The sequence below is a fragment of the Pseudorhizobium tarimense genome, assembly GCF_022968135.1.
In the GTDB taxonomy this organism is placed as follows: domain Bacteria; phylum Pseudomonadota; class Alphaproteobacteria; order Rhizobiales; family Rhizobiaceae; genus Neorhizobium; species Neorhizobium tarimense.
On sequence record NZ_JALJRA010000025.1, the window covers coordinates 18,548 to 36,028 of the forward strand.

Here is a 17,481-nt window from a genome sequence, read left to right on the forward strand (position 1 = left end):
CCTAATTGAGGCGGTTAGCAGATGGTTTGCTGATGGCACCGTCAGGGATGAGACATGCGCCCTTGTGCGCATCGACGCCAGTTAACGTCTCGCTCTGGCCACCACCTAAGCTTGATTGTCTAGCGCAGAAACATTACCCGCACTCCCCTACGCTACAGTTCCATCAGCTTCGGCGTCACATAACTACCGCCACGCAATCAAGCATATGCGGCTGTTCAAGCTGGACGACCATCAGCGGCAGCCGACGGCAATGCTCAAAGAGAGGGTGCGGCAGTCATCCATCTATCAGTTTCCTGTCATCAGGGGTCGCCACCCGCGCCACTGTCGGCTAGCAGTTCGTTCCTAAGAATTGGTTCATTGGCGCCCATATTCTAGCGATCACTCAAGATCTATTTGAGAGGAATGCGTGACGAGCGGAGGCTTAGCGAAGAAGGGCGACGCCAGCTCGCGCCACCGCTGGAAAGCCTCAGACTGCCTGAACCTAACCATGTGATCTTCCACAGTTCGCCAGGTGACGAGAAGCCGATACACGTCTGGCGTCTCGATAACCCGGTGCAGTGTCAAGGAGTAGCACCCTTCAGCCGCCAAGAAGTATGGACGTGCTTTAGCCACCGCAGCTTCGAATCCAGCGGCGTCGGTCACGGCAATTTCCGCGACTTCTATGATATTCTGTTCAGTCATTAAATTTCTCCCGAGGCAAGACCGCTCGTGTGAACGCTCGGCCTTGTTAGAACCTTCACTTCGCGTGACCGTGTTCAGCGTCGATGGTCCGGGTCTCGCCTGTGCTCAACATCGTCCTCGTTGCATCCACGGTCGCGTACGTCCAGAAAATCCGCATCGGTTTGTCGGAAACGTTGATGAAGCGGTGTGGTACGTTTGCTGGGATCCAGGTCGTATCGTTGGCGCTCAGGTGGTGCGGAACTCCATCGATCTCGGCAATCGCCTCACCTTCGATCACCATGACGCTTTCTTCGCAGTTGTGCATGTGGAGGCCAATGGCAGCTCCCGGCTCGAATGCCGTAATGCCGTTGATCATGCTTGTAGAGCCGCAGCGACGCGTCACAAGCGGTGTGGTTCGAGCACCGCCTCCACGGTCATTGGTCTTGAGTTCAGATGGACGGAGAATGGCAGGTTCAGTCATCGCAGGTTTCCTTACTCGGGAGCCTCAGGCGTCGGCGCGGCGGCTTGTGCTGGGCCGACCCAGACGGTCTTAATATTCACAAATTCACGAATGCCGTAGACGCCAAGTTCGCGACCGTAGCCCGATCGCTTGATCCCTCCGAAGGGATATCGAGGGTCTGATGCTGTCATCCCATTGATGAATACAGCACCCGCCTCGATTTCTCTCGCCAGATTCCTTGCAAGCGCCAGGTCTGAGGTCCAAAGTGCTGCGCCTAAGCCGAATTCTGTGTCATTCGCGACGGCGATCGCCTCGTCTGGGCCTGAGACCCTTACAATGGCGGCCACCGGCCCAAAGGTCTCCTCGCAGAAGGCGACCATTCCTGGCTTGACGTTGTCCAGCACGGTGGGCGGATAGTAATATCCGTCGCGATCAAGCGGCTCGCCTCCTAGCCGGACCACCGCGCCTTCTGCGATGGACCGCTCGACCTGCGCGTGCAAGGTATCCCTCAGGTTTCTCCGGGCCATGGGTCCGATATTCGTGTCGCGCTCCATGGGATCGCCAATCTTCAGCGCTGCTGCGCTCGCCACGAAAAGCTCGACAAACCGATCTGCGATCCTTTCGTCGACGATGAACCGCTTCGCGTTGACGCAGGATTGCCCGACATTGATGTAGCGTGCCTTCACAGCGGTTTCGGCGGCTGCTTCGAGGTCGGCATCTGCGAGAACGATGAACGGATCGGATCCCCCCAGTTCGAGTACTTGCTTCTTAAGTACCTTGCCCGCTTGGGACGCCACAATTGCGCCAACCTCAGTCGAACCAGTGAGTGTGACCGCAGCAATCCTTTCGTCGGCTATGATCGCGCCTACCTTGGAACTATCAATGAGGAGCGTCACAGTCAGACCGGATGGTATGCCCGCCTTCTCCATCACCTCCTGAACGGCCAGGGCGCACTCCGGAACGTTATTTGCATGTTTCAAAACCGCGCCGTTCCCCGCTGCAAGCGCTGGAGCGGCGAAGCGGAAGTACTGCCAGAAGGGATAGTTCCACGGCATAATGGCGAGCACCACGCCGAGCGGATCGAAAGCAACCACGCTTTCCCTCGCGTTGGACGGCACAGGTTCATCCGCAAGGTAAGATGCAGCGTGTGCTGCATAGAAGTCGCAGTTATAGGCGCATTTTTCGATCTCGGCTTCCGCTTCGGGAAGTGGCTTACCCATCTCCCGAACAATCATCTGCGCGTACCGGACCTTACCATCGCGAAGGACCGACGCCACGCTCGTTAGCAGTTTGGCGCGCGCAGCGACCGGCTCTCGCTTCCAATCCCTCTGCGCGTTGACGGCCGCCGTCAGAGCGGCATCGATAGCTGCATCATCGTGCAGATCGAAGCTGCGGATCGCAGCGCCAGTAGCGGGATTGATAGACGTGATGACGCTCATGGTTTCGCTCCTGTTGGGGGACGGATGGGCGTGCCGAAGCATTGAGCCGCTTCCTGGGTAAGTTTGGCTTCCGGTTTTCCGCGCAAGGTCTGCCGAAGCCGACGACCCTGTGCCTGTTGTAACTGCGTCTCACTCATTGAGGGACCGCCCGGTGATTCCTTCCGCCAAAGAGTCCTTCCACCACCGCTAAGGCTGCCATGTTGACGACGCCGCGCGATGTCACTGATGGCGACAGGATATGGGCGGGAAGGGCAGTTCCAAGGAGGATGGGGCCGACATGCAGGGCATCCATCATGTTGCGGACAATGCCGAGCGATATATTGGCTGCGTCCAAGGTCGGGAAGACCAGCAGGTTCGCCTCGCCGGTCAGGGTACTATTGGGCATAGCGCGCTTGCGCAGCGGTTCCGAAAGCGCCGACCCGCCCTGCATTTCACCGTCAACCACAAGCTCCGGCGCCCGCTGGCGCACGAGCGCCAGTGCTTCGCGCATCTTGCGGGCGCTGGCAGAGTCGCGCGAGCCGAAATTTGAGTGGCTGACGAGAGCCGCTTTCGGGACGATGCCGAAGCGCTGGATCTCCTCGGCGGCCAAAATGGTCATCTCGGCGATTTCCGCCGCCGTCGGATCATAGGTGACGAAAGTATCGGTGAAGAAGATAGCGCCGCGCTGCGAGATCAGGAGGCTCATCCCGGAAAAGGCGCAGACGCTTTGCCGCTTGCCGATGATCTGGTTGACGTCGCGCAGGTGGCGGTCGTAGCGTCCCTCGACGCCGCAGATCAGGGCATCAGCCTCTCCGCGCTTCACTGCAAGCGCGCCGATGACGGTGGTATTGGTCCGCACCATGGTACGAGCTGCCTCCGGGTTCACCCCGGCGCGACCCACAAGTGCGAAATAGTCATCCACGTAGTCGCGGTAGCGAGGGTCGTCTTCCGGGTTCACAACTTCGAAATCGATATCGGGCCGGATGCGGATACCGAAACGCTTCAGACGAGCCTCGATGACGCTCGGACGGCCGATGAGAATCGGACGCGCGGTCTTCTCCTCAAGCAGAACCTGAGCGGCGCGCAGCACACGCTCGTCCTCGCCTTCCGAAAAGATGACGCGGTTCTTCTCGGCCTTCTTGGCCGCATTGAAAATGGGCTTCATCACAAAGCCGGAGCGCCAGACGAAGCGGTTCAGCTCATCGAGATAAGCATCGAAATCCTGGATCGGGCGGGCCGCAACGCCCGTCTCGGCGGCGGCGCGGGCAACGGCTGGCGCAATCCGCAGGATAAGTCGCGGATCGAAAGGCGAGGGGATGAGGTAGTCTGGTCCAAAGACCGGCGTTTCGCCGGAATAGGCACGGGCGGCAACGTCGGAAACTTCTTCGCGGGCGAGTGCTGCGATGGCACGTACCGCAGCCATCTTCATTTCCTCGTTGATCGTGCGGGCGCCGCAGTCGAGCGCACCCCTGAATATAAAGGGGAAACAGAGGACGTTATTGACCTGGTTGGGGAAGTCGGAACGTCCTGTGCAGATCATGGCGTCGGGGCGTGCGGCGCGGGCAAGTTCGGGCATGATCTCGGGCGTCGGGTTTGCCAGCGCCATGATCAGCGGCTTTTCTGCCATCTTCGCCAGCAGGTCAGGCTTCAGAACGCCGGCGGCTGAGAGCCCGAGGAAGACGTCAGCGCCTTGGATGTTCTCAGCAAGCGACCGTGTCTCGCTCTTGCGGGTATAGATCGCCTTCCATTCGTCCATGAGGTCGATACGCCCTTCGTAGACGAGACCTTCGATGTCGTGGACCCAGATGTTCTCGCGCCGCGCGCCAAGCTCGACGAGCAGGTTGAGGCAGGCGAGAGCCGCTGCCCCCGCGCCGGATGTGACGATCTTCACATCGGCGAGGTTCTTGCCGGCAAGCTCAAGTCCATTGAGGATCGCCGCCGCGACGATGATGGCCGTTCCATGCTGGTCGTCATGGAAAACTGGAATGTTCATCTTGGCACGGAGCTGGCGCTCCACCTCGAAGCATTCGGGCGCCTTTATATCCTCAAGATTGATACCACCGAATGTGGGCTCCAGCGCCGAGATGGTCGAGACCATCGAGTCGATGTCCTTTGCGTCGATCTCGATGTCGAAGACGTCAATCGCTGCGAACTTCTTGAAGAGGACAGCCTTTCCCTCCATGACCGGCTTCGAGGCCAGCGGACCAATATTGCCCAGACCGAGAACGGCGGTGCCATTCGATACGACGGCGACGAGGTTGGCGCGGCCGGTATAATCAGCTGCCGTATTGGGATCATCCCGGATCGCAAGGCAGGGCGCTGCCACGCCCGGAGTGTACGCAAGTGCCAGGTCGCGCTGGTTGCCCAGCGGCTTTGTCGGCTGGATTTCGAGCTTACCAGCCCGGGGATACCGGTGGAAGAACAGCGCCTGTTGCTGGAGTTCATCGCCTTGGTCTCGTATCTGGAACTCGATCAAGCGTGATGGCCGTGGGTCCTGCATCGCTTCTATTCTCCGCTCGTATCGATCGATCTTCTCTTTGCTTGAAGTGAGATCGGTGTCGGCGTTGCGTTTGAGTCCAGCCGACACCAGCATCGGCAGCGCCTTTGATTGCGTTCTCATGCTTGTGCGACGACCGAAGGAAATGGTGTCCGAATTAGTGAGCTCAATTTGGCTATCGCAAAGCGTACACCCCGCGACGAGCGACAGGTACGGCCTTGAGCATCAAGCACTCGTTACTCGCTCGGACATCGGAGCAACGCCGGCATCCCGTGCAATGCGATCGAGTTCGGCAAGCATAGCCGGCGTGACGGGGACGCCCTCCTGCAGACGCCGTTCACGCGTCGCCAATGCACGTTCTCCTGGCAGCCGTATCTCGTCAAATCCTGGCCTTGTTGGTGATGCCTTCATCTCTGCACGGACAGCTTCAACGCTCTTCTTGAACCAGATCGGATCACAAAAGTGTCGGATGTTGATCGCAACGATGAACTGGCCGGTATTGGTGACGCTCTTATCGTCCGCATTGAAGTCTATGACGCTACTACCGAAGGCCGCGCCGTTTAGTGTTCCCGCCAAAAGACCAAAGATGAGCGACAGCCCGTATCCTTTTGCCCCACCAATGGGCAGAAGCGAACCTGAAGCAGCCTGGTGAGGATCGGTTAAAGGTCGCCCCTCTCCGTCAATCATCCATCCTTCCGGCATCTGCTCGCCCCGTTGAGCGGCTAGTTTAACCTTTCCATAGGCCACATTGGTTGTGGCCATGTCGAGTAGTATCGCGCCGCTTTCACCCGGTATGGCGACTGCTATAGGGTTAGTACTAAGCAACAGCTTCGTTCCTCCCCACGGTGCCATATGATTAGCGTTGCCAACGGCGACATAAAGACCAATCATATCTTCCGTGAGCGGCATCATCGCGTAGACACCCGCAGCACCGGCATGGTTCGAGTGATGGGCACCCACCCATGCCACGCCTTGCTCACGAGCGATTTCGGTCGCCAGCTTTGCGCAATGTTTCATCACAAGATGTCCCATCGCGTTGTCGCCATCGACCAATGCCATCGCGCCATCTCGACGTTCCACGCGGATACTTGGGTTTTTATTGAACCCGCCCGCCTTCAGCCGGCTGACATACCTTGGAAGCCGAAAGAGACCGTGACCGTCCCCGCCCAGCAGATCGGCTTCGACCATTAGATCGCCAACAACGCGCGCATCCGAGCACGGGATTCCTTCTGCCTCCAGAACGTCTGAAAGAAATCTAGCGACAGCGTCTGCCGCAAAGAGCTGTGTCCTCATGTGAATTTCCAATCAATTCCCTTGATCAACTTTGCACAGGCGCCAGAGAAGGCCGCTGTACGGCCTGTCGAGCATCGACCAGAAGCTGCTCAATCGTCCCTTTCATCAGCCTGTCGAGTTGGATTTGCCCCAGACCAGTTTGGCGGGTGACGGCCACGCAGTCGTACTGGCCCATGTCGAAGGGGTAGTCGGATCCAAGCATCACATGCTCCGCTCCAACCGTATCTACCAGATACCGAAGCGGGCGAGCATCATGCAAAATGGTGTCGTAGTAAAAGCGATTGATCGAATCCTCCGGTGACACCTTAAGATGCAACTTTCCTTCTTCCCGGACCTGCCAGGCGTGTCGGAAACGCCCGAGCTGGTAAGGAAGAAACCCCCCTCCATGTGAGAGCACTACCCGCAGGTCCGGATGCCGTTCCATCACTCCGCCATAGATGAGGCTACCAGCAGCGATCGTGGTATCGAGCGGATTCCCGATCGTATTCTTCAGGTAATAAGACTTCTGCCGGTCTGCCCCTGCAGTTTTCACCGGGTGAACCAGAATGATCGCACGCAATGCCTCTGCAACCTGCCAGAACGGTTCGAGACTCGGATCATCAAGGTTCTTTCCGTTGATGTTCGATCCTATCATGGCTCCAACAAGCCCGCGCTCTCGCATTGCCCGCTCTAGTTCGCGCGCCGCCAATTCAGGCGACTGCATAGGAGCTGTCGCAAGAGCATCGAAACGAGCTCCATCTCGCGAAACTAAACGGCCCAGCGCATCGTTTTGGATCTGAGATGCCGTCAGCGTTACCCGAGAATCGAGGTCATAGAGCAGCGTCTGAGGGCAGACTGCAACGATCTGGCGGTCAAAGCCGAACTGTCGCATGTGTTCGAGGCGAACCTCCATGTCCCATGCTCCTCGAGGGAACGGGAACTGATGCACATCAGAAACGTAGAGGTGAGCGGAGTCTTCATCCACCGGCTCAAGCGAGAAGCGGACTCCCGGCAGAGCTGTCTTCAGTTCCTCCACGGTCTCCATCTCGAGAATGTGGGCGTGAGCATCGATCGTCAATTGGGACATTCGCTATTTACCTTGAGATTTGGTCGGTAGATTAGGCGGCGGTGGCAGCGTGGCGGCGACGCAAAAGCCACATGTTCGCCAGCGGAAGGATCAATGTCGCGAGAACCACTAGCAGAAGCGCCGCAGCTAACGGACGAGATACGAAAATGGAAAGTGAGCCGCGTGACATCGTCAGGGCCTGCCGCAGCGACGTCTCCATAATTGGAGTGAGCACTAATGCGAGAATAATGGGAGCGCGCGGAATGCCCGCCTTGATCAGGATGTAGCCGACACCACCGAAGAACAGCATTATACCGACGGTGAACATGTTCATCGTCGTGGCAAACGCCCCAACCATCGACATGATAAGGATGCCGCTAGCGAGATATGTGTAGGGGATCTTCAGCAGAGAGGCGAATAGTGGCGCCAACGGAAGATTGAGCACCAAGAGAATGACGTTGCCAACGAACATCGATGCGATCAAACCCCAAACCAGGTCATATTGCTGAACCATGAGGAGCGGCCCCGGCCTTATACCAAGAAGGATGAATGCGGCCAGAAGAACTGCGGTACTTGCAGAGCCCGGAATGCCCAATGTCAACATCGGAATGAGAGCGCCAGTGGCAGCAGAATTATTCGATGCTTCGACTGAGGACAGCGCCTCTGTGGAGCCCTTTCCGAGCATCTCCGGCTGGCGTGCAAAGCGGCGCTCGACGGCATAAGTCAGAAAGGTAGCAACAGTCGGTCCAGTTCCCGGCATGACTCCGATCAAGAACCCGACCATCCATCCACGGAATATAGACCAGCGTACATCAACGAAGTCCTTCCACCGAGGCCAAAGGTCACGGAGCTTTGCCGGCATAACGACTGGCTTCATCTGGGATTCCAGAGAGACCAGAATCTCGGCGACGCCGAATATGCCAATCGCTACGGGAAGAAACTCGATGCCGTCCAGCAGGTTACTGATCCCGAGCGTCAATCGCGTCTCACCAGAGATTGGATCTACTCCGATGAGAGCGATGAGCGAACCGAATGCAGCAGCCAAGAACGCCTTGCCTGCAGAGCCCCCGCCGAGAGAAGCTGTGGCCGTAATACCGAGGGCTGCAAGTAGGAAATACTCTGGAGCGCTAAACTTCAAAGCGAACTTGCTGAGGATGGGGGTCGCTATAGCCAGAGCAAGCGTAGCGGCCACTCCAGCGATGAAGGAGGAGACCGCCGCGATGCTAAGTGCCTTACCGGCCTGCCCCTTACGCGCCAACATGTTCCCTTCAAGTGCCGTCATGACGCTTGATGAGTCCCCAGGGACGTTTAGTAGCACTGCAGACAGCGAATTGCCGTATTGGGAGCCATACATGATACCTGCGATGAGCATCAGCGCGGGTATAGGAGGCATCCCGAAGGTGACAGGCAACAAGAGAGCCATGCCTGCCGACCCACCAACGCCTGGGAGGGCACCAACGATTTGGCCGATTACAACGCCGACGATGATACTCAATACGCACTGCAGCGAAAGAACGACGCTAAATCCGTCCGCCAGGCCAGAAACGAAATCCATGACATATCCCCTGTTAGAAGCCGAGCGGGCCTATCGGTAGCTGGAGTTCTAACAATCTAATGAACAGCACATGCAGGAGCGTAACGATGACGACCGTAGTCAGAAGGCTCGGCAGCAGTCTTACGCGCATGAGCGGAATGAGAAAGAAGAGACTGAAAAGACCTGCGGCGGTAATGAAACCGATGTATGGCGCGAGCAGAACAACACCCCAAAGGAAGACGTAGATAAGGATGCCGCGGATGGCTCCGCTCATGTCCGGCCAGTCAACCTCACGTTCCCGGGTGTCGGCCCACGCCATATAGATCAGATGGAGTGCCGCAATGCCCCCCACAGCAGCGACCCATATGGGGAAAAATCTCGGTCCCGGCGTGCCGTCCTGCCAGTAGGACAGGCCCGCAGTAGACGCAACAACGAACCCGAGCAGCAGCAGTTTGAACAGCCCAACCCCGACCTCAAGGCGCTTCATCGCAGATCTCTTCTTAGTTGTGGAGCAGAAATGAGCCTGCGGCATCCGCCGCAGGCTTTTCAAGACACTACTTCTTGGCTAAGCCAACCTCCCGAAGGGCTTCGAGATGCTCCTGGTATACCTTCTCGTATGCCGCTCCGGCACCTGACTGTCCTACGAACTCGGTTGTCCAGTAGTTCTGGGCAACGAGAGCCTTCCATGCGTCGGTCTCAACAACCTGAGCGAGCTTATCACTCCACCAGGCCGCAACCTCTGGATCAAGGCCAGGCGGTCCCGCAATACCCCAATATTGACCCCACAGCACGTCGTATCCTTGCTCCACCGCGGTGGGAATCGACGCAAAAGCCTCTTCCTTGCGGCGCACCTTGTTCAGGATAGCCAGCGGCTTCAGTTGCCCTGACTTAAGCAGGTCAACCGACTCCGACGGGGGAAGCACTATCATGTCGACATTCCCGCCGAGGAACGCAGCAAGCGCTGTGCCGCCTCCGTCAAAGGGAACGTAATTGAGCTTGATGCCCGCCGCCTTCTCCAACCTGGCGGTCACCAGGTGGTCCGTCGAGCCAGCTTGAGCACCACCGACAGAAACGGAGCGATCTTCCTTCTTTGCCCGCTCAACAACCTCCTTGAGCGTCCCCTCTTTGGCATCGGCGTGCGTGTAGAGAATGAGGTCGCCAGAAACCAACATGGCGATAGGCGTCAGCTTCTCATAGGCGTTATCGGCGCCTTGTACGATCGGCGTGGTAATCATAGGCTGTGCGATTGCGTACAAGAGACGTTCATTGCCCGCTTGGGAGAGGACGTAGTTATTTGAAACAGTCCAACCTCCGCCGGTTCTGTTCATCACAACAATCGGATTGGGGACCAGCCCAGTTGAATTAAGCGCTTGCCCCAGTTGCCGCATGATCAAGTCAGGCGTGCCACCGGCACTGGTTCCCACTGTGATCTCGATAGGACCTTCAGGGGCACGCTGCTGGGCTTCCGCCCTTGCCACATTCAGGAATCCTCCTGCAGCAACCCCAATGAGCGCCACCTTCAAGCCTCTCAGTATCATCGACATCAATCTCCTCCTCCTAGATGATGTTATAATACGTCTTAGTACGTCTTGCCTTTCCTAGCTGTCAACCCTTGCGGGCGATAATTCCGGCTGCTACAGCGGACAGACCGCCGAAACGCACCCTCTTCGGTGGGAACGTCGAAATCATACGTCTCAAGACGATTCGCAATGGAAGCTATGTCAATCGTTTCACAAGCCCCGCCTGCGGCTCAGATTTCACCAACTAACCGGCTTGCCTCTGCGATCGCGGACGTCGGAGAACTTGCCGCAGTAAGCAGCACACCTCTGTGGCTGCAACTCAAGCACAAGCTTAGAGACCTCTCTTCGTTTCATCTTGAACCAGGAGACAGGCTGCCATCCGAGGCAGAACTCTGTGGGATCTTTAAAGTATCACGCGTGACCGTTCGGCAAGCCATTACCGCTCTTGTCGATGAGGGGATTCTCGAACGTCAGCAAGGCCGAGGAACGTTTGTATGTCCTCCTCGGATTCCTGAGACCATTGGCCAGCAGGATCATTTTCTTCTAGGACAATTTGAGCAGGAGGACGCCGGAACCGTTTCTCTGAACGGCGCCGAAACCGTTCTGGCTGCAGATTGGATAGCACAACGGTTGGGCCTACAACCTCACGCAAAAGTACACAAGATCCGCAAAGTGTTTGTTCAAGATGGCAAACCTGTTGCGATCAAAACGAGCTTCGTGCCCGAAGCGCTCGTTCCTGATCTGATGGAGTACAATCTTCTGCCACCTCTTTATGGCCTTCTAGAGGGGCGGTTTAAGTACCGCCCAGTGATCGCTCGCGAGACGATCGAATTCATCATTGCCGACGATTTTCGCGCGGGCATTTTGGCAACTGATGTTGGACATCCGCTGATGTTAGTCGAAAGGGTGGTGACACTAGATACCGGTGCAGCAATCGAACTCTCTCGCACCTACTACGATGCGCTCAAATTCCGATTTGAGCGGCACATTAGCCGGTTTCCATCAGGCGGATAGCAGCAGTAGGCGTGACTGATGAGATCGTGAGACAAGGAGGCTCTCTAGGACGGCGGCTGGTGGACTGTCTTGGGACGGTGCGCGAACATCTAGTCTTGAAGCGAATCGAACCGCCGTACCTGCTGTTGAAGCTCCCCTTGGTGTTCAAGGGAGCCAGCGGGCAACATCGCTCTCGCTGAGGAAGGCCGCGATGCGCGCTTCGGCGTGCTCCGTCTTCAGTAACATCGGCGCCCTCGAGGGCCCGACATCCACCCCCTGCAGGCCAAGGGCTAGCTTGACGCCTGGCATGACCCCAGTTTCGAGCAGGATTTCGACAAAGCGCTGCGAAATCGACTGCAGATGCTGCGCCGTAGCGAGGTCGGAACTGCGTATGCTGGTATCGATGGCGGTGTAGAGCTTGCCGAACAAGTTATAGGTTGTGCCGATGCCACCGTCGGTTCCTATCGCCGCCGCCGCCGCATAGGCTTCGTCATAGCCGAAATAGAACACCTTGTCGGGGCGCGCCCGGCGAAGAGAACCAAACTTGAAAAGATCCATAGATGAGAACTTCAAGCCGGCCACGTTCGGCAGGTCGAGGATCTCGAGCAACAGTGGCATGGGAAGCGGCCGACCAGTGCGCGCTGGAATCTCATAGACGATCAGCGGCAGCGACGTCGCAGCCGAGAGGGCCTTGTAGTATGATAGAATCTCGGCGTCGCTAAAAGGATAACTGTGTGGAGGCAGTGCCGACAAAGCATGATAGCCGTGACGCTCCGCCTCCTTGGCGAGAAATGTCGAAGCCTTCAGCGACGGCAGGCCAACATGAGCAATAAGTGTGGCGCCGCTTGATTTAGCATCTTCCGCGACCACCGCGATGACATCAGCCAATTCGCCGCTCTCCAGCATGCCGGATTCCCCGCTGCTTCCGGCGACGTAGAGTCCGGTCAGCCCCTGACGAAGCACATAAGCGTCGAGTTCCCTCTGCCGCTTCGGGGAAAAGCTGCCGTCTTCCTCCATCGCCGTCAGAAGAGCTGCGAAAATGCCGGAGAATGCTTTCGTCATGGCGCGTCCAATCCGCATTACAATGGCACCACCTATGCACCAGCAGCAATTGGTTTGACAACACCTTTTTTTAGCCTTACCAAAAGATAAGTTCAGCAATACGAGAGTGATCACTCGCCATGTCTGCCGCCACCGCGCCTGAAGATATTCCAGCCGCTAATGTTGTGTTCCGGCAGTCGGCGCAGGAGATTGCGGACGAGCTGATACGGCAGATCCGCCGCGGCGAGATCAGCCAAGACGACGCGCTACCTACCGAACGTGACCTCTGTGCGCACTTCGATGCATCGCGCCCCACGATTCGAGAGGCCTTGGCGCTGGTTCAGCACAAGGGCTACATCGAGGCAGGCGGAGGACGAAGACCGCGCGCTCGTCGCCCTGCACTTGCGGATGTTTTGCGCAATGCTGGCGGAACGATCCGGGACATACTCGGTGACGTCGAGTCCAATGCTCATCTTGAACAGATGCGAGGGTTCATTGAGGTCGGCGCCGTACGCGAGGCAGCGATCCGAGCCGGAACTGTGGATATCTCCCGCATCGGCGCTGCACTCGACAGCAACCGTCAGGCGATAGGCACGGCAGCCTTTGCCCAGACCGACATCATGTTTCACCGGGCAATCGTTGCCGTAGCCGCCAACCCCGTCATCCTGACATTGCACGACATGTTCGTATCCGAACTGCTCGCAGCTCGTCCCGCAGAAAGGGATCCTGCCACACGCGATCGTATCGTCTACGACGAACATCGCGCCATATTCGACGCGCTTATCAGGCGCGATGGCCATGCAGCAATCGACGAGATGGATCGTCATCTCGCCCGTTCGTTCCGCGATCGTCTGGCCCGCCCCGGGCCGTGAGGCACGACTGCAACCCAGCAGCAAAATCAAAAGAGGAGGTTTGAACATGCTGAAGAGAATACTGGCTAGCACTGCAATCCTGGCACTTCTTGCAGGCGTCACGTCCGCGAAGGAGATCACCTTCGGCTCTCAGGAAAACGAGAATTCCAATGTCTACAAAGGAATGGTCGCATTCCAGGAAAAGCTGAACGAGCTTTCCGGAGGCGAACTGACGGCGAAACTGTTCCCATCGTCTCAGCTCGGAGACTTCAAAGCCATGGTCGCCATGATGCAGGCCGGCGAACTCGACATGGCCACGACCGGCTATCCCGACATGTCCTATGTTATCCCGGAGCTTGCTCTTGTCGGCGCTCCCTACGTCGTCGAGGACTTCCCCGCTCTGGAAAAAATTGTGGCCGGGCCGTGGGGCCAGAAGATGGAAGCGAAGTTTGAGGAGCAGGGCGTCAAGGTAGTCGACCTCTGGTATCTCGGCACACGCCAGACAACGGCCAACAAGCCGATCGAGAGCATTGATGACCTTAAGGGCCTACGCATGCGCACGCCGAACGTACCGTTCCTGATCGCCTATGCCGAGGCTGTCGGCGCCACGCCTGCGCCCGTAGCCTTCGCGGAGGTTTATCTGGCTCTCCAGACGAACCAGGTCGATGCACAGGAAAATCCGCTTCCAACCATCGAGGCCATGAAGTTTTATGAGGTGCAGAAGGCAATCGCGCTTACCAACCATTTCATCGCCTCCCAGGCGATCCAGGTCTCGCTTAACACTTGGAAGGGGATGAGCGAACAGGAGCGCGGCTGGATTACGGAGGCGGCCAAGACCGGTGGCGACGTGACGGACGCCGCCAATTTCAAGGCGGAAGAGGATCTTATCGCCAAATTCAAACAGCAGGGTCTGGTGGTAACAGAGCCGGATCTCACGCCGTTCAAGGCTGCCATGAAGGGCTATTACGACAAGCTCGAGGAGCAGTTTGGCGAGGGTTCGATCGCTGAAGTCACAGCCGAGTGAGGCCATGGCGCCCTCCTTGGCCGAGGGCGCCGCTCATTTTCTCAGGAACGACCATGCAGACACGGCGACTTTACTCTCTCGAAGGAATTGCCGCGACGTTGATCTTCATCGTGTTAATCGCGGTTCTTCTCGTACAGGTGCTCGGGCGCACGCCATTGTTTCACGGCCCGATTTGGACAGAAGAACTGGCCCGATGGCTGTGGGTCTGGATGGCGTTCATCGGTATCGGTGAGGCAGAACGGACGAACAGCCAGTTGCGTATGGATCTGCTCGCTGGATTCCTGCGTCAGAAAGCTCGGTTCTGGCTCTTCACGGCCATCGATGTCGCCTATCTCGCAATTGTAGCTCATCTCGTCTGGATCGGCTGGACGACGGTGACCCGTACCTGGTCCAATGCGTCGGTAACTCTGCCCGTCCCTGATGGCATGCTCTACCTCGCGGCTTTCGTTGGTCTCCTTCTCGTTCTCTTGCGGATCGTCCTTCGTATCATCGGGCTCGGCCGACGAGACGGCGAAGGGGTCGTTCTATGATCTTGGCGACTATAGGCCTCGGCTGGCTCGCGCTGGTTCTCCTTGGCGTGCCGATCGGCGTTGCCATGATCTTCGTCTCGATGGGCTATTTCTACTGGTCCGGGATGGGCATCATCTTTTCTGTGCAGAGGATGGTGGACGGCCTCAATTCCTTCCCGCTGCTTGCGGTGCCCCTCTTCATCCTGGCTGCCTCGATCCTCAACTCGGCTGGTATCGCTCAGCAGCTGTTCGGATTCGCGCGAGCGCTTGTCGGCCACATCACCGGGGGCCTCGGACACGTCAACGTGCTCGCTTCGCTCTTCTTCTCCGGCATGTCGGGCTCGGCCATGGCCGATGCGGGCGGGCTCGGCAAGATGGAGATCGAGGCCATGCGGGAGGCCGGCTACGATGACGACTTCTCCGGCGCCGTCACCGCCGCATCCTCGATGATTGGGCCGCTGGTGCCACCGTCGATTACCATGGTCCTCTACGGCGTGATCTCCAACACTTCCATCGGCGCCCTCTTCCTTGGCGGCGTCGTCCCCGGCTTCTTGTGCGCCTTCTCTCTCATGGTTATGGTTTGGCTAATGGCGCGCAGGCGCGGTTATCCGGTCGATCCGCGGGCAAGTCTCGATGACATCGGACGACTCTTCATCGGCTCCCTCCCCGCACTTCTCACCCCAATGGTGATCATCGGCGGCATCTTCACCGGCTACTTTTCCCCGACAGAGGCGGCCGCAGTTACGGTGCTCTACGCGTTGCTCATTGATCTCTTGTTCTACCGGGAGCTGACGCTTCGCAAACTGTGGAGCTCGCTTTACGAGACGGCAGCGACTTCCTCAGCCATCGCAACGATCATAGCTGGCGTGAGCCTGATGGGTTATGTTCTAGCGCGCGAACAGGCGCCGCAGCAGATTGCACAGCTATTCCTGTCGATCGCGGACGGGCCGATCACCTTCTTGATTGCCGTCAATCTCATGATCTTCGTCCTCGGCTCCTTCGTTGAGAGTCTCGTGATCCTGCTCATCGTCGTACCGATCCTAGTGCCGATCGCACAGGGCTTCGGGATCGAACCCATCCACTTTGGGATCATCGTCGTGCTGAACCTGATGATCTCGATCCTTACCCCCCCGATGGGGATGGCTCTGTTTATCGTTGCCCAGGTCGGCGGGATTCCATTCCCTCGCCTGGCGAGAGCAATCTTGCCCTGGCTCGTTCCTCCAATTGTGGTGCTGATCCTCGTCTGCGCCTTCCCAATCCTGGCAACCGGTCTGCCTTCACTGATGGAGTAAGGCGACAATAGCCGGACCGAGGACTTCGCTACCTCTAAGCGCCAATCTATATTCGCGCACAGGCGACTTGACGCGGCGCCGAGGCAATGACGGCTTTTAGGCAGGCGTGGCAGCCAAAGTCCGAAATTCGGGCGCCAAGCGGTCATAGCCTCGCTCTTGATGGGAATCGAACCGAGATCCCGCTAGTTTGCACGCTTGTTATTGTCCTCGTCTTACAAGCGTAGGATGAGTGCGTCGTTGTAGGAAGCGGGAGTTACCGGATAAATGCGCGAGACCCGGCGGGCCAAAGCGGCGTCTGCACCAGTTTGAACTCACCCATTCTTGAGGGGTGATGAGATAAATTCGCTGCTGGCGTAACCGGCTGTGGATCGTTGCTAAGCACTGCGTGCTTCATTCTCCGAAGGTTCATCCGGCAGCGATAGGGTCATCGATGTCCTGGCTCTGGAAATGGTCTATCAGGAACCGGGCGGCCGGTCCCGGCGGTGTATCGGTTCGATAGACTGCCTGAAGACGGTATGGACCGCCTTTGCAATCCGGAAGATCAAGCTGCACGAGCCGACCCGCTTCAATGTCGTCTCGCACCATGGGCTCGGGCATATTGCCCCAGCCGATCCCCTCTTTGAGAAGCATGTGCTTGGCACCAAGGTCTGCGAGCCGCCAAGTATGATTGCCGACGACGGCAAATTCGTGACCTTGCGTTAGAGGTGATCTGTCCGTCAGAACCAGCTGGATGTGACCCCGTGCGGCGCCAGGCGGATGCGATCCGCCGGACAGGGGATGGTCGGGCGACGCAACGGGGATAAGCTTTACGAAACCGACACCGATACGTTCCAATCCGGCAATCTCCACATCAAGAGGGCCGCTGACGCCTACCGATGCGGTTCGGTTGAGCACGAGCTGCGTCACCGCACCCAATGCCTCGACATAAAGCCGAAGCGAGACGCTGGGAAACTCCTTTCGGAACGCCTTCAGCGCATCCATTACACGCGCCGCTGGCAGCATGACGTCGAGCGCCAGGTGTACCTCGGGCTCTACCCCGCGGAGCATGCTCTTAACCTTGGCCCGAAGATTATCGATACCGTGAGCGACGCTTTTTGCCTCGGCAAGCACGGTCCTGCCCTCCAGCGTCAACTGCGGCTTCTTTGTCGACAGCCGATCGAACAGTGTCACGCCCAACTGCGCTTCAAGATTTGCGATCGTATAGCTGATAACCGAGGTGGCTCGGTTCAGCTTGCGAGACGCCGCGGCAAAACTACCGGTTTCAACAACGGTAATGAACACTTTTAGCTGATCCAGCGTCGGCTGGCCGGGTTCTGACATTTCGAATTCCTCGATCGTTTCAGC

General features: G+C 57.9%; 16 protein-coding genes. 5 read left to right on the forward strand and 11 right to left on the reverse strand.

The features are described 5' to 3' along the window. Positions 1–378: 378 nt before the first annotated feature. The 9 genes from MUU54_RS21955 to MUU54_RS21995 all read right to left on the reverse strand — a co-directional run bounded on the left by MUU54_RS21955 (position 379) and on the right by MUU54_RS21995 (position 10,451). On the reverse strand, positions 379–681 hold the full coding sequence (locus MUU54_RS21955; protein WP_247246096.1) for an antibiotic biosynthesis monooxygenase family protein: 303 nt from the start codon (positions 679–681) through the stop codon (positions 379–381). Between the two features lie 55 nt (positions 682–736). After that, positions 737–1,141, reverse strand: a complete 405-nt coding sequence (locus MUU54_RS21960; protein WP_247246097.1) for a cupin domain-containing protein — start codon at positions 1,139–1,141, stop codon at positions 737–739. A gap of 11 nt (positions 1,142–1,152) precedes the next feature. Continuing rightward, the gene (locus tag MUU54_RS21965) at positions 1,153–2,559 is read right to left on the reverse strand and encodes an NAD-dependent succinate-semialdehyde dehydrogenase (RefSeq protein WP_247246098.1); all 1,407 of its coding nucleotides are present in this window, start codon (positions 2,557–2,559) and stop codon (positions 1,153–1,155) included. Between the two features lie 133 nt (positions 2,560–2,692). Continuing rightward, positions 2,693–5,038: an NADP-dependent malic enzyme gene (locus tag MUU54_RS21970; protein WP_247246099.1), complete on the reverse strand. Its 2,346-nt coding sequence runs from the start codon at positions 5,036–5,038 to the stop codon at positions 2,693–2,695. A 222-nt stretch (positions 5,039–5,260) separates the two neighbouring features. Continuing rightward, positions 5,261–6,328: an Ldh family oxidoreductase gene (locus MUU54_RS21975; protein ID WP_247246100.1), complete on the reverse strand. Its 1,068-nt coding sequence runs from the start codon at positions 6,326–6,328 to the stop codon at positions 5,261–5,263. Between the two features lie 25 nt (positions 6,329–6,353). Further along, a complete protein-coding gene (locus MUU54_RS21980; protein ID WP_247246101.1) occupies positions 6,354–7,385 on the reverse strand; it encodes an amidohydrolase family protein in 1,032 nt (343 codons plus the stop codon). Between the two features lie 40 nt (positions 7,386–7,425). Next, positions 7,426–8,928, reverse strand: coding sequence for a tripartite tricarboxylate transporter permease (locus MUU54_RS21985; protein WP_247246102.1), 1,503 nt, complete (start codon positions 8,926–8,928; stop codon positions 7,426–7,428). A gap of 13 nt (positions 8,929–8,941) precedes the next feature. Beyond that, positions 8,942–9,394: a tripartite tricarboxylate transporter TctB family protein gene (locus MUU54_RS21990; RefSeq protein WP_247246103.1), complete on the reverse strand. Its 453-nt coding sequence runs from the start codon at positions 9,392–9,394 to the stop codon at positions 8,942–8,944. Between the two features lie 67 nt (positions 9,395–9,461). Next, complete coding sequence (locus MUU54_RS21995) at positions 9,462–10,451, reverse strand: Bug family tripartite tricarboxylate transporter substrate binding protein (RefSeq protein ID WP_247246104.1); 990 nt, start codon at positions 10,449–10,451, stop codon at positions 9,462–9,464. Positions 10,452–10,625: 174 nt separating this feature from the next. Here MUU54_RS21995 and MUU54_RS22000 point away from each other — a divergent pair, with 174 nt between their 5' ends. Further along, on the forward strand, positions 10,626–11,441 hold the full coding sequence (locus MUU54_RS22000) for a GntR family transcriptional regulator (protein WP_247246105.1): 816 nt from the start codon (positions 10,626–10,628) through the stop codon (positions 11,439–11,441). A 144-nt stretch (positions 11,442–11,585) separates the two neighbouring features. On the opposite strand, the gene MUU54_RS22005 is transcribed toward MUU54_RS22000, so the two are convergent. Further along, entirely contained in the window at positions 11,586–12,596 is a 1,011-nt protein-coding gene (locus MUU54_RS22005; RefSeq protein WP_247246106.1) for a dihydrodipicolinate synthase family protein, read from the reverse strand. Between the two features lie 5 nt (positions 12,597–12,601). Here MUU54_RS22005 and MUU54_RS22010 point away from each other — a divergent pair, with 5 nt between their 5' ends. Genes MUU54_RS22010 through MUU54_RS22025 form a run of 4 tightly spaced genes read left to right on the forward strand, consistent with a single transcriptional unit; the run spans position 12,602 to position 16,137 of the window. Then, positions 12,602–13,333: an FCD domain-containing protein gene (locus MUU54_RS22010; protein ID WP_247246107.1), complete on the forward strand. Its 732-nt coding sequence runs from the start codon at positions 12,602–12,604 to the stop codon at positions 13,331–13,333. 46 nt (positions 13,334–13,379) lie between these two features. After that, positions 13,380–14,336, forward strand: coding sequence for a sialic acid TRAP transporter substrate-binding protein SiaP (locus MUU54_RS22015; RefSeq protein ID WP_247246108.1), 957 nt, complete (start codon positions 13,380–13,382; stop codon positions 14,334–14,336). Positions 14,337–14,389: 53 nt separating this feature from the next. Then, positions 14,390–14,866, forward strand: coding sequence for a TRAP transporter small permease (locus MUU54_RS22020; RefSeq protein ID WP_247246109.1), 477 nt, complete (start codon positions 14,390–14,392; stop codon positions 14,864–14,866). A 2-nt stretch (positions 14,867–14,868) separates the two neighbouring features. Beyond that, entirely contained in the window at positions 14,869–16,137 is a 1,269-nt protein-coding gene (locus MUU54_RS22025) for a TRAP transporter large permease (RefSeq protein WP_435532482.1), read from the forward strand. 405 nt (positions 16,138–16,542) lie between these two features. On the opposite strand, the gene MUU54_RS22030 is transcribed toward MUU54_RS22025, so the two are convergent. Next, a complete protein-coding gene (locus MUU54_RS22030) occupies positions 16,543–17,457 on the reverse strand; it encodes a LysR family transcriptional regulator (RefSeq protein ID WP_247246111.1) in 915 nt (304 codons plus the stop codon). Positions 17,458–17,481: the final 24 nt, after the last annotated feature.